Origin of the sequence: Oceaniglobus indicus (assembly GCF_002751875.1) — a bacterium.
Classification (GTDB): Bacteria; Pseudomonadota; Alphaproteobacteria; order Rhodobacterales; family Rhodobacteraceae; genus Oceaniglobus; species Oceaniglobus indicus.
Window position 1 is genome coordinate 237,195 of record NZ_NMZM01000005.1, and the last position, 12,966, is coordinate 250,160.

A 12,966-nucleotide genomic window follows, 5' to 3' on the forward strand; every position below is an offset into this window, starting at 1 on the left:
TGATCCGCGCTGGCGTGTCAACCGGGGCGCGTCGGCCCCAGATAAGCGGCCAGCGCCGGCCCCGGCGCCGCCAACGCACCGGCGGCCTCTTCCGGCGGATGCACGACGCTCTCGGCCACCAGCATCAGATCCCCCCCCAGCAGCAGCGCATCGCCGGGATCGTGACTGACCATAAGCAAGGTCGCCTCGGTCCGGTCGCACAGCGCCGTGACCAGCCCGATCATCTCGGCCCGCAGGGCCGGGCCAAGGGCCGAGAAGGGTTCGTCCAGAAGCACGATCGGCCGCGCCTGGACCAGCATCCGCGCCAGGGCGGCGCGGCTTTGCTGCCCCCCCGAAAGGGTCGCGGGCTTGCGCGCGCCCATGCCCGACAGCCCCACAGCCTCCAGCGCCTCGTGGATCTGCGCGGTCTCAGCGGCGCTGGCGCGGCCCGACGGCCGCACGCCCATGGCGGTGTTCTGGAACAGGGTCAGGTGCGGAAACAGGTTGTTGTCCTGAAAGATCGTGCTGACCGGCCGTTGGCCGGGGGGCAGGCCGTCGATGGCGTGGCCGTCCCAGACGATCGCCCCCGACGCCGGCGCGAAGAACCCGCCGATCGCCGCCAGCAGGGTGGATTTGCCGGCACCGGACGGTCCCATGACGGTAACGCGATCCCCTTTGGCAATCGTCAGGTCGGCGGTCAACCGGAACGCGCCCTGTCGCAGGTCCAGACGGTCAAACCTCAGCATCCACACGCCCCCCGCGATCCAGCAGCCAGAACACCCCGAGGCTGAGCGCCAGCAGCAACAGCGCCACGCCCGCCGCCGCATCCATTTGATAACCTGCCATCAGCCGGTACAGCAGCAAGGGCAGTGTCGCCTCGCCCGGATCGGCAAACAGGGTGATCACCCCCAGATCGCCCAGCGACAGCGCCGCCGCTAGGGCCGCCGAGAACCCCAGCGACCGGCGCAGGCGCGGCAGCGTCAGAAGGCGCAGCCGGGCCGTGCCGGTCAGCCCCAGCGACGCCGCCAACCGCCCGAACCGAGCCTCGGTTTCTGTCGCGGCGGGCACCATGGCGCGCAACGCGAACGGCAATGCCATGACCCCGTTGACCAGCGCCGTGACGGGCAGCGCCAGCGCGACGGGATCGGCAAACGGAAAGATCAACAGGAACAGGCCGGTGCCGATCACCAGTGGCGAGGTTGCGACGGCAAGGTAAACCACGATTTCGACCCCGCGCGCGACCCGCGGACGCGCGCGCAGGTCGGCAATGGTCAGCGCCAGCGGCAGGGCCAGGGCCAGCGTCACGATCACCGACACGCCCGCCACCCACAGCGACCGCCAGGCCGCCGCCCAGACGGCCGCGTCCAATGCCGCGATCTGCGGCAGCCCCCGCAACGCGATGGCCAGCAGCGGCAGCAACAGGAACAGCGCCGCCAGCACGATCAGCCCGGTGTCCATCACCCGCAGGCCGGTGCGGGTCGCGTCCCAGCGTTCGACGGTGCGGTCCAGGCCGCCGCTGGCGTCGGACGGCACGGCGACCCACAGCGCGACCATCGCCGCGACAGCGGACAGCGCCAGTTGCAGCAACGCCAGAACCGCCGCGCGGCCCAGATCGAAATCAAAGCGGAACGCCTGATAGATCGCCAGTTCGACGGTGGTCGCGCGCGGCCCCCCACCCAGCGCCAGCGCCACGGCAAAGGACGTGGTGCAGATCAGGAAGATCACCATCACCGTGCCCGGCAGCACCGCGCGCAGCATGGGCCGTTCCAGCAGCCGCGCGATGTCGCGCGGTCCGGCCCCCAGCGATGCGGCCAGCCGGAACCGTTCCGCCGGAATCGCCAGCCACCCCTGAAGGATCAGGCGGGTCGCCAGTGGCAGGTTGAAGAACACATGGGCCAGCACGACCCCCTTCAACCCGTAGATGTTCAGCGGCGCGATCCCGAAAACGCCCAGCAGGTCGGACACCCAGCCGGCCCGCCCGAACACCATCACCAGACCCAGCACCGCAACGATCACCGGCAGGATGAACGGCGCGCCCATCAGCGTGACCAGAACCCCGCGCCCTGCGAACCGCCGCCGCGCCAGCGCGCGCGCTACCGGCACCGCCAGCACGACGGAACACAGCGCCGACAGCGCCGCCTGAAGCACCGTGAAGCGCAAGGCGGCCCAATCCTGTGGCGCAAGGGAAAAACCGCCCTCGGCCCGCACCAGCACCGCCACGACGCTGCCGCCGATCAATACCAGCACAAGCGCGGCGGCGCTGAACCCCAGGGGGCGCAAGGCCGTTACCGGCCCAGCGCGCGCAACCATTCCTCGAGCGCGGTGTCGCGGGCCTCGGTCGCCTCGCCGGCCGGAAACAACAGCGCGGTTTCGGGCGTGACCAGCGTGTCAAAGCCCTTGGGCAGACCACCCTCGGGCGTGACCGCGGGATACATCCAGTTCGTCGTCGGGATCACGGATTGGAACGCGTCGGTCACCATGAAATCCAGAAACGCGCGGGCCAGTTCGGGCTGGTCGGACGAAGCGACCGCGCCCGCAACCTCGATTTGCAGGTAATGGCCTTCGGTGAACGGCGCGGTGGTCTTGCTGTCATCGTCTTCTGCGATCAGGTGATAGGCGGGTGACGTGGTATAGCTCAGCACCATGTCGGCCTCGCCTTCCAGGAACATGCCATAGGCCTCGGACCAGCCCTTGGTCACGGTGACGATATTGTCGGACAGGTCGGCCCAGATCGATTCGGCCCCGTCACCATAGGCAGCCTTGACCCACAGCAGCAGGCCCAGACCCGGCGTGGACGAGCGGGGATCCTGGATCACGATCTTCAGATCGCTGTCGGCCAGCGCGCGGAAGCTGTCGGGGGCATCCGCCAGCGCCCGGTCGTGGACGAAGGCGAAATAACCCCAGTCGTAGGGCACGAATGTGTCATCCTCCCACTCGACGGGCAGGTCGAACGCGATCGCCGCACCGTCGTATTGCGCGAACAGGCCGGTTTCGGCGGCGGCGCCCGTCAGATTGGTGTCCAGCCCCAGAACCACATCGGCCTTGGTGCGCGCGCCTTCCAGCCGCAAACGGGCCAGCAGGGCCGCGCCGTCACCGGCGGCGGTGAACACCAGATCGCAGGCGCAGGTTTCCTCGAACGCCTTTTCGATCGCCGGGCCCGGCCCCCACTCGGTCACGAAACTGTCGTAGGTATAGACGTTCAGCACCGGTTTTTCCTGTGCCGAAACGGCCGTGGCAGACAGGGCCATCAGGCCGGTTGCGAGGTATTTCATGGCTTCGATCCTTTCAGAACGGCGGCGCGGGCCAGCCGGACAAGATGTGATCGGAGTGGGGGTGCAGGAAACGTTCTGACCTTCCCTCCGCCGGTGCTAACCGGTTCAGGTTCAACGGGTCTGCGTGCGCGCATCTCAGCCTTGTAAGGCACCCCGAGGTGACGCCGAGACTAGGCGACCGGCGGACCGGCCGCAAGGGGGCTTTCGGTGCGGCACATGGGCTGGTAAGCCGGGGCCATGGATCAGGATCGCCAAAACCTTGAAGAACGCATCGCGCATCTGACGCGCGCGGTCGACGAGCTGTCGGATATCGTCGCGGCGCAACAGGACCGGATCGACCGGATCGAACGCCGTCTTGCCATGGTGATGGAACGCGAGGCCGAGCGCGAGGCGCAGGAAGGCGGCAGCGTCGCGCTGGCCGATCAACGCCCGCCCCATTGGTGAGGGATCAGGTGCCGCCCATGCCCTGCGCCACAAGCGCACCATCCGACAGCATCAGTTCAAACCACTGACCATCGGCCCCAAACCGCGGATAGATGGTCACGAACACCACCTCGCGGTTCAGCCTGTCACGCCGGTCCGCCGGACAGGGCACGTTGCGGCGCACGCCGCAGACCTTTGCCTTGACCGCTTCATAGGCGTCATCGGTCGCGCTGTAGGGGTTGGAATTGTCTTGGGCATAGCGGGTGGTTTCATGGACTTCCGACGATCCGAACAGCACCAGCGCACCGGTAAACTGGCGCGCGCAACGGTCCGAGAACCCGGTGATGAACTGGGTTCGGGCCGCGGTTGAATCCGGCGCCGTATCGATCAGGTTGAACCGGGCACGGCCTTCCCTGGGCGCCTCGTCGACCTCGACTCCAAGGTTGCGGGGCGAAACGCCGCAGACCGACGCGACCTGCCCGAACGGCAGCACGGTGCCGGGGTCGATTTCGGGCGCATCATCCGCACCGGACGCCCCGCGTCGGCGGAACAGGCCGAACAGACCGCCGCGTTGCGGCGCGGCCTCTGCAGCCGCATTTTCCACCGCGTCCGCCGGAACCCCGTCCGGCGCGTCATCGGCGACCTGCGCTTCGGCCAGGCCCACCATGGGCGGATCGTCTTGCGCGCCTTGCGGCATGCACCCGGCCAGACCGATGGCCAGGGTTGCGAAAATCAGGAATCTCATGGTCATAGATCCTCGACCGTGACGACGCCGCCCAGCGATTTGATCGCGCCCTTGATCTGTGGTGTCACCGGGAACCGGTCGCCAAGGCTGACCTCGACCTCGCCGGGCAGATCCTTGTGCATCAGGCACAGCGATACGGGCCCGCGCACCCGGATGGTGCGATCGCCCATGGCGTTGTTCAACACCGACGCGACGGATGCAACGGCGTCCGCGTCATCGACGAACACGCGCAAACCGGCGCTGCCCGCGTCCGCCACCGCCGAATCGATGGGCGCGACGGACCGGCCCAGCAGTTTCAGCTGCTCGGTTTCCATCGTCGCCTCGACCGTGACCACGACGTTCATGCCCGGTTCAAGATGCTCGCGGCACTTTTCCAGCGTGTCGGAAAACAGCGTGACCTCGTACAGCCCCGTGGGGTCCGACATCTGCACGAAGGCAAAGCGGTTGCCCTTGGCCGACTTGCGCTCCTGCCGCGAGGCGACCGCCCCTGCCAGCTTGGCGATCTGCGGGCCGTTGACCGCTTTCGCCGTCAGCTGTTCCAGCGTCATCACGCCCTTGCGTTTCAGCGGCACCATGTAATCATCCAGCGGATGGCCCGACAGGTAGAAGCCAACGGCCTTGTGTTCCTCGGCCAGCTTTTCGCTGGGCAGCCAGTCACCCACCGGTGACAGGCGCGGTTCGGGCAGATCATCCCCCGCCTCGCCGAACAGCGATACCTGGTTGCTGGATTTCTGATCGTGGATGGCGGCGGAATAACCGACCAGCGCATCCAGCGAATCGAACACGCGGCGGCGGTTCGGGTCCAGCTGATCGAACGCCCCGGCGCGGGCCAGCATTTCCATCGGCCGCTTGCCCACCCGTTTCAGATCGGCACGCCGCGCCATGTCGAACAGCGTGGCAAAGGGTTTGTCGCCCCGCGCGGCGGTGATGATCTTCATAGCCTCGACGCCCACGTTCTTCAGCGCGCCCAGACCATAGACCAGCGCGCCGTCCTTCACGGTGAAGGTCGCGGCCGAGCGGTTGACGCAGGGCGGCACGATCTCGATGTCCAGCCCCCGGCGCACCTCTTCGGCGTAAACCGCCAGCTTGTCGGTCAGGTGGATGTCGCAGTTCATCACCCCGGCCATGAATTCGACCGGGTGGTTCGCCTTCAGCCAGGCCGTCTGATACGACACCACGGCATAGGCGGCAGCGTGGGATTTGTTGAAGCCGTAGTTGGCGAACTTTTCCAGCAGGTCGAACACCTCGGTGGCCTTCTTGCGGTCCACCCCGTTCGCCTTGGCGCCGGATTCAAACTTGGGCCGTTCCTTGGCCATTTCCGCGGCGATCTTCTTGCCCATCGCACGGCGCAGCAGGTCGGCGCCGCCAAGGGAATAGCCCGCCATGACCTGCGCGATCTCCATCACCTGTTCCTGATAAACGATGATGCCCTGGGTTTCCTCAAGGATGCCGTCGATCGACGGATGGATCGACGCGCGCTTCTTCAGGCCGTTCTTCACCTCGCAATAGGTGGGAATATTCTCCATTGGCCCCGGCCGATACAGCGCAACCAGGGCGACGATATCCTCGATGCAGGTCGGTTTCATGCGGCGCAGCGCGTCCATCATGCCGCTGGATTCCACCTGGAACACCGCCACCGTCTTGGCGCTGGCGTACAGATCATAGGACGCCTTGTCGTCCAGCGGGATCAGCGCGATGTCGTTCTCGCCCCCTTCGGGCGGTTCATAGAGCGTGCGCCCGTCGGCCGAGACGTGCAGCGGACGACCCCGGATCGCGCCAGCGTCGTCGCGGTCCAGGATCAGGTCGATGGCGTTCTGCACAACGGTCAGGGTCTTCAGGCCGAGGAAGTCGAACTTGACCAGACCCGCCTGTTCGACCCATTTCATGTTGAACTGCGTCGCCGGCATGTCGGACCGCGGATCCTGATAGAGCGGCACCAGCTCGTCCAGCGGTCGGTCGCCGATCACCACACCGGCGGCGTGGGTCGATGCGTTCCGCAGCAATCCCTCGACCTGCTGGCCATACTCCAGCAGCCGCGCGACCACCTCTTCCTCGCGCGCCATCTCGCGCAGGCGGGGTTCGTCGGCCAGCGCCTTTTCGATGCTGACGGGTTTGACCCCCTCGACCGGAATCATCTTCGAGAGGCGGTCGACCTGGCCGTAAGGCATCTGCAACACCCGCCCCACGTCGCGCACGGCGGCCTTGGACAAGAGCGCGCCGAAGGTGATGATCTGCCCGACCTTGTCGCGGCCATATTTGCCTTGGACGTAACGGATCACCTCTTCGCGGCGGTCCATGCAGAAGTCGATGTCGAAGTCGGGCATCGACACCCGTTCGGGATTCAGGAAGCGTTCGAACAACAGCGAGTAACGCAGCGGATCAAGATCGGTGATGGTCAGCGCATAGGCGACCAGCGATCCGGCGCCCGACCCCCGGCCCGGCCCCACGGGAATGTCCTGCTCCTTGGCCCATTTGATGAAATCGGCCACGATCAGGAAATAACCGGGAAAGCCCATGCCCTCGATGATGCCCAGCTCGAACTCCAGCCGTTTTTCGTAGTCTTCGACCGGCGCGGCGTGGGGGATCACCTTCAGCCGCTCGACCAGCCCAGCCTTGGCCTGACGGCGCAACTCCTCGATCTCGTCATCGGCGAACTTCGGCAGGATCGGATCGCGCCGTTCGGCCTTGACGGCGCAGCGCCGCGCGATTTCCACCGTGTTTTCCAGCGCCTCGGGCAGATCGGCGAACAGCGTCGCCATCTCGGCCTCGGACTTGAAGTAATGCTGCGGCGTCAGGCGGCGGCGCGGCCCGGCCTGATCGACATAGGCGCCGTCGGCGATGCAGATCAGCGCATCGTGCGCCTCGTACATCTCGGGTTTGGGGAAATAGACATCGTTGGTGGCGACCAGAGGGAGGTCCAGATCATAGGCGATTTCGACGTGGCCCCGTTCGATGGCGCGGGCGCGGTCGTTGATCGCGCCGTCCTCGGGGTGGCGCTGAAGCTCGATATAGAACCGGTCTGGAAACGCCGCTGCCAAACGCCGCACCAGCGTTTCGGCCTTGGCGCGGTGCCCCGACGCCAGCAACCGGCCCACCGGCCCGCCGGGCCCGCCCGACAGGCAGATGATGCCGTCGCTATGACCCTCGATCTGTTCAAGCGTGACTTCGGCGCGCGCGCCGCCCTTGTCCAGATACAGCGCCGAGTTCAGCTTCATCAGGTTGCCATACCCGACCTCGTTCTGGGCCAGAAACACCAGCGGCGCGGGATCGCGCGGCTTCTCGCCCAGTTCTGCGGGGTCATAGGCCACATCGACCTGGCAGCCGATGATCGGCTGGATGCCCGCCTCGACCGCCGCGACGGAAAATTCCAGCGCGGCGAACATGTTGTTGGTGTCGGTCACGGCAACGGCGGGCATTCCGGCGCGCGCGCACAGGTCCGGCAGCTTCTTCAGGCGCATGGCACCTTCCAACAGCGAATATTCGGTGTGCAGACGCAGATGGATGAATCGGGGGGATGCAGTCATGCCCCAAGGCTAGCCCTCTGCACCGGTGACGGAAAGGACAGAAATCGCAACTGGCGCCACGGCATCCTTGCGTCGTCTACGGATCACGCGCCGAATTGCGTGCTGCGAACGGAAAACATCCGTAAGCCATTGCCGTCAGGGTATGTCACACGCTAGTCCTTTCACGAACCGGGATCGACACGACGAGGGAGACGGCGTGACAAAGGCGACACCGCTGCTGCTTATCGAGGGGCTGACCAAGGCCTATCCCGGCGTTGTCGCCAACAAGGACGTGTCGTTTTCCATCGGCGCCGGAAAGGTCCATGCGCTGCTGGGCGAAAACGGTGCCGGAAAATCCACGCTGGTCAAGACGATCTATGGGCTGGTGCGCCCGGACGCGGGATCGATGCGCCTGCATGGCGAACCCTATGCACCCGCTGATCCGAACGCGGCGCGGGCCGCGGGCGTGGCCATGGTGTTTCAGCATTTTTCGCTGTTCGACGCGCTGGACGTGGCCGAGAACATCGCGCTGGGGATGCAGGATCCGCCCCCGCGCAGCACGTTGGCCGCGAAAATCCGCGAGGTGTCGCAGACCTATGGCCTACCGCTGGATCCGGGCCGCACCGTCGGCGATCTGAGCGCGGGAGAACGCCAGCGGGTCGAGATCATCCGCTGTCTGCTGCAGGCGCCCAAGCTGCTGATCATGGACGAACCGACGTCGGTGCTGACGCCGCAAGAGGTCGAGATCCTGTTCCGCACCCTGCGCAAGCTGGCGTCCGAGGGCACGGCAATTCTCTATATCTCGCACAAGCTGGAGGAGATCCGCGGCCTGTGCGACAGCGCCACCGTTCTGCGACTGGGAGAGGTCGTGGACACCTGCACCCCGTCCGAGGTGTCCGCGCGCGACCTGGCCGAGATGATGGTGGGACAGACCCTGATCACGCCGACCCGGGTCGGCGGAACCGACGGTGCCGTCGTGCTCGAGGTGACGGGCCTGTCATTGCCTGCGAGCACGAACTTCGGCACCAGCCTGAAGGAGATCGGCTTCCAGGTGCGCGCGGGCGAGGTTCTGGGCATCGGCGGCGTGGCCGGCAACGGGCAGGACGAACTGTTGGCCGTGCTGTCGGGCGAAACCGTGACCGACGCCGACACGGTGCGCATGAACAGCCAACCGATCGGCGCCATGGGCCCGGTCGAACGGCGCCGTCTGGGCGTTCTGGCCGCCCCCGAAGAACGCCTGGGCCACGCCGCGGCCCCCGACCTGAGCCTGACGGAAAACGCCATGCTGACCGGCGCCCAGCGGCGCGGGCTGACGCGGAACGGTTTCCTGAACTGGACCAAGGCGCGCGCCTTTGCGACCGAGATCATCGAAGCCTTCGACGTGCGCACTCCCGGACCGGGCCATGTTGCGCGCTCGCTGTCCGGCGGCAACCTCCAGAAATTCGTGATCGGCCGCGAGATCCTTCAGGATCCCCAGGTCCTGGTGGTCAACCAGCCGACCTGGGGCGTCGACGCCAGTGCCGCCGCCGCGATCCGCCAGGCCTTGCTGGATCTGGCCACGAAGGGCGCGGCGATCATTGTCATCAGCCAGGATCTGGATGAATTGATGGAAATATCCGACACCTTCGCCGCCCTGAACGAGGGGCGGCTGTCGTCGCCCCGGCCCGCCGCGGGCCTGAGCGTCGAGGATATCGGACTGATGCTGGGCGGCGCCCACGATCTTGAGGTGGGCCATGGCGCAGCGTGATGTCCCGACTTCCGCAATGATCGGCGCCCGTCCGTGATCCGGCTGGAAAAACGGCCCGAACCGTCGCGCGCCTGGACCTGGGCAACGCCGCCGCTGGCGGTGGTGCTGACGATGATCGCGGGCGGGGTGCTGTTCGCGTTTCTCGGCAAGGATCCGGTGATCGCGATCAAGACCATCTTCTGGGATCCGATCCTGGGCGAATTTGCCTTCTACTATCGCGGTCAGTTGCTGGTGAAGGCCGCGCCGCTGGTGATGATCGCGGTGGGCCTGGCGCTGGGGTTCCGGGCCGGGGTGTGGAACATCGGCGCCGAAGGGCAATACATCATCGGCGCGCTGTGCGGCGGCGCCGTGGGGCTGGCGTTCTATCCGGCCGAGGGGTGGTATATCTTTCCGCTGATGGTGATTGCCGGCGCGCTGGGCGGCTGGGCGTGGGCGATGATCCCCGGCCTTTTGCGCACGAAGTTCCACACCAACGAGATCCTGGTCTCGCTGCTTCTGGTCTATGTCGCCGAACAGCTTCTGGCGGCCAGTGCGTTGCGATGGCTGAAGAACCCCGAAGGCCAGGGTTTTCCGGGCTCGCGCAACCTGGCGCAGTATCCTGCCGGATCGAACCCCGAGCTGATCGCGGGAACGGGGATGCATCTGGGCATCGTCGCCGCCTTCATCGCCGTGATCTTCGCCTATGTCCTGCTGAACCGCCACATGACCGGCTTTCACATCCGCCTGGCCGGCCAGGCCCCCCGCGCGGCGCGGTTTTCCGGCGTCAACCCGGCGCGCCTGGTGCTGTTCTGCTTTGGCGTGTCGGGCGCGCTGGCCGGTCTGGCGGGGTTGTTCGAGGTCGCCGGACCCGCGGGCCAGATCAGCATCGATTTCAACACCGGATACGGCTTTACCGCGATCATCGTCGCCTTTCTGGGCCGGCTGCACCCGGTGGGCATCCTGCTGGCCGGGCTGCTGATGGCGCTGACCTATATCGGGGGCGAAGCGGCGCAATCGACCATGGGTCTGCCGGCGGCGGCGATCCAGGCGTTCCAGGGGATGCTTCTGTTCTTCCTGCTGGCCGTCGATGTCCTGACCAATTATCGCGTCCGGCTGTCGCGGGGGCAGGCATGAGCACCGCCACGCCCTTTCCTCTGCCCCCTGGTTTCGGAGTTGCACCATGGACCTGAGCGTCATCAACCCGGCCCTTTTGATCGCGTCGCTGATGGTGGCATCGACGCCGATCCTGCTGGCCGCGCTGGGCGAACTGATCTGCGAGAAGTCGGGCGTTCTGAACCTGGGCGTCGAGGGGATGATGATCACCGGCGCGATCTGCGGCTTCGCGGTTGCCGTCGAAACCGGATCACCGCTGTTGGGGTTTCTCGGCGCGGCGCTGGGCGGCGCGGTGCTGGCGCTGCTGTTCGCGGTGCTGACGCAGGTCCTGCTGGCCAACCAGGTGGCCAGCGGCTTGGCGCTGACGCTGTTCGGGCTCGGCATATCGGCGCTGATCGGCCAGGGCTATCGCGGGGTCAAGCCGCCGCCGACCGGGCGAATCGATCTGGGGCCGCTGTCGGATATTCCGGTGTTGGGGCGGGTGCTGTTTTCGCATGACTGGGTCGTGTATTTCGGCCTGGCCCTGGTGGTCGCGATCTGGGCGTTCCTGAAATTCAGCCGCGCCGGGCTGGTGCTGCGCGCTGTCGGCGAAAGCGCCGAGGCCGCCCATGCCCTGGGATACAAGGTCGTGCGGATCCGCATTGCCGCCATCCTGTTCGGCGGGGCCTGTTCCGGGCTGGGGGGCGCTTACCTGTCGCTGATCCGGGTGCCGCAATGGACCGACGGCATGACCGCCGGCGCCGGCTGGATCGCGCTGGCCATCGTCGTCTTCGGCAGCTGGCGGCCCGGTCGCGTGCTGGTCGGCGCCTACCTGTTCGGCGGACTGACGGTGTTGCAGTTGAACCTGCAGGCGGCACAGCTTCCCGTTCCGGTCGAGGTTTTGTCGATGTCGCCTTTCGTGCTAACGATCGTCGTGCTGGTCATCATCTCGGCGCGCCGTCGCGGCGCATCGGGCGCAGCGCCGGCCATGCTGGGGCGCATTTTCCACGCCTCGTCTTGAGGTTTCGTTCATCTTTGCCCGCAATACTGATCCGGGCGTTCAACAGGGGAATATCCATGCAACGCAGAACACTTCTTGGCACCGCCGCGGCGCTGACCATGCTGGCCACCGGCGCACTGGCGCAATCCGACGGACCGCTGAAGGTCGGGTTTGTCTATGTCGGTCCGGTCGGCGACGGCGGCTGGACCTATGAACACGACCAGGCCCGCCAGGCCGTCGAGGCCGAATTCGGCGACAAGGTCGAAACCATGTATCAGGAAAGCGTGCCGGAAGGTGCCGACGCCGAACGTGTGCTGACACAGATGGCCCTGTCGGGCGCCAAGCTGATCTTCACCACATCCTTCGGATACATGGACCCGACCGTGAACGTCGCGGCCAAGTTCCCGGACGTGAAGTTCGAACATGCCACCGGATACAAGCGCGCCGACAACATCGGCACCTATTCCGCCCGCTTCTATGAAGGGCGCGCAATTCAGGGGCACATCGCCGGCAAGCTGACCAAGACGAACAAGGTGGGCTATATCGGGTCGTTCCCCATTCCCGAAGTGATCCGCGGCATCAATTCGGCCTATATCCACGCGAAGAAGGCCAACCCCGACGTCACCTTCAACGTGGTCTGGGCCTACACCTGGTTCGATCCCGCGAAGGAAGCGGACGCCGCGACCGCCTTGATCGAACAGGGCAACGACGTGATCCTGCAACACACCGATTCGACCGCGCCGCAGGCGGCGGCGGAAAAGGCCGGTAACGTCTATACCTTCGGTCAGGCATCGGACATGGCCGAATACAAACCGGCGCCGCGCGTCAGCTCGATCATCGACAACTGGGCGCCCTATTACATCGAACGCGTGGCAGCGGTGATGGACGGCACATGGGAAAGCGATGACACATGGGGTGGCATCGACAGCGGCATGGTCGGCATCGGCGAAATCACCGATGCGGTTCCCGCTGACGTCAAGGCCGAAGCCCTGGCGCTGAAGGACCGAATTGCCAGCGGCGAATACCATCCCTTCACCGGCCCGCTGAAAAAGCAGGACGGATCCGATTGGCTGGCCGAAGGCGAAACCGCGGATGACGGCACACTTCTGGGCATGGACTTCTACGTCGAAGGCCTGACCGGCGAAATCCCGAACTGATCCGGTGCGGATCCCTGGCGCGCCCCCGATCGGGGCGCGCCTTTTGCGTTGATCGGGCGGCCAACGAGA

At 66.2% G+C, this 12,966-nt stretch carries 10 protein-coding genes and 1 riboswitch; of the genes, 5 read left to right on the forward strand and 5 right to left on the reverse strand.

The features are described 5' to 3' along the window. Positions 1 to 17: 17 nt before the first annotated feature. The 3 genes from CFP68_RS10080 to thiB are packed head-to-tail and all read right to left on the reverse strand — an operon-like array spanning position 18 to position 3,251. Positions 18 to 725 (reverse strand): thiamine ABC transporter ATP-binding protein, encoded by a 708-nt coding sequence (locus CFP68_RS10080; RefSeq protein WP_099826783.1) that lies wholly within the window; start codon positions 723 to 725, stop codon positions 18 to 20. Continuing rightward, positions 712 to 2,289: an ABC transporter permease family protein gene (locus CFP68_RS10085; RefSeq protein WP_099826784.1), complete on the reverse strand. Its 1,578-nt coding sequence runs from the start codon at positions 2,287 to 2,289 to the stop codon at positions 712 to 714. The genes CFP68_RS10080 and CFP68_RS10085 overlap by 14 nt, the downstream gene beginning before the upstream one ends. Then, positions 2,265 to 3,251, reverse strand: coding sequence for a thiamine ABC transporter substrate binding subunit (thiB, locus tag CFP68_RS10090; RefSeq protein ID WP_099826785.1), 987 nt, complete (start codon positions 3,249 to 3,251; stop codon positions 2,265 to 2,267). Before thiB ends, CFP68_RS10085 begins: the two co-directional genes overlap by 25 nt. A gap of 65 nt (positions 3,252 to 3,316) precedes the next feature. Beyond that, positions 3,317 to 3,417, reverse strand: a riboswitch (TPP riboswitch). Between the two features lie 71 nt (positions 3,418 to 3,488). On the opposite strand from thiB, the gene CFP68_RS10095 reads away from it, so the two are divergent. Further along, a complete protein-coding gene (locus tag CFP68_RS10095) occupies positions 3,489 to 3,695 on the forward strand; it encodes a SlyX family protein (RefSeq protein WP_099826786.1) in 207 nt (68 codons plus the stop codon). 4 nt (positions 3,696 to 3,699) lie between these two features. Here CFP68_RS10095 and CFP68_RS10100 read toward each other — a convergent pair whose 3' ends face one another. Then, complete coding sequence (locus CFP68_RS10100; protein ID WP_099826787.1) at positions 3,700 to 4,419, reverse strand: hypothetical protein; 720 nt, start codon at positions 4,417 to 4,419, stop codon at positions 3,700 to 3,702. Between the two features lie 2 nt (positions 4,420 to 4,421). Beyond that, positions 4,422 to 7,943 (reverse strand): DNA polymerase III subunit alpha, encoded by a 3,522-nt coding sequence (gene dnaE / locus CFP68_RS10105; RefSeq protein WP_099826788.1) that lies wholly within the window; start codon positions 7,941 to 7,943, stop codon positions 4,422 to 4,424. A gap of 196 nt (positions 7,944 to 8,139) precedes the next feature. On the opposite strand from dnaE, the gene CFP68_RS10110 reads away from it, so the two are divergent. The 4 genes from CFP68_RS10110 to CFP68_RS10125 are packed head-to-tail and all read left to right on the forward strand — an operon-like array spanning position 8,140 to position 12,897. Next, positions 8,140 to 9,669 carry an ABC transporter ATP-binding protein gene (locus CFP68_RS10110; RefSeq protein ID WP_241524033.1) on the forward strand — a complete coding sequence of 510 codons (1,530 nt, stop codon included), beginning with the start codon at positions 8,140 to 8,142 and terminating at the stop codon, positions 9,667 to 9,669. A 33-nt stretch (positions 9,670 to 9,702) separates the two neighbouring features. Then, positions 9,703 to 10,782, forward strand: coding sequence for an ABC transporter permease (locus CFP68_RS10115; RefSeq protein ID WP_099826790.1), 1,080 nt, complete (start codon positions 9,703 to 9,705; stop codon positions 10,780 to 10,782). A gap of 46 nt (positions 10,783 to 10,828) precedes the next feature. Further along, complete coding sequence (locus CFP68_RS10120; protein ID WP_099826791.1) at positions 10,829 to 11,761, forward strand: ABC transporter permease; 933 nt, start codon at positions 10,829 to 10,831, stop codon at positions 11,759 to 11,761. A 56-nt stretch (positions 11,762 to 11,817) separates the two neighbouring features. Beyond that, positions 11,818 to 12,897 (forward strand): BMP family ABC transporter substrate-binding protein, encoded by a 1,080-nt coding sequence (locus CFP68_RS10125; RefSeq protein ID WP_099826792.1) that lies wholly within the window; start codon positions 11,818 to 11,820, stop codon positions 12,895 to 12,897. The last annotated feature ends 69 nt before the right edge of the window (positions 12,898 to 12,966 follow it).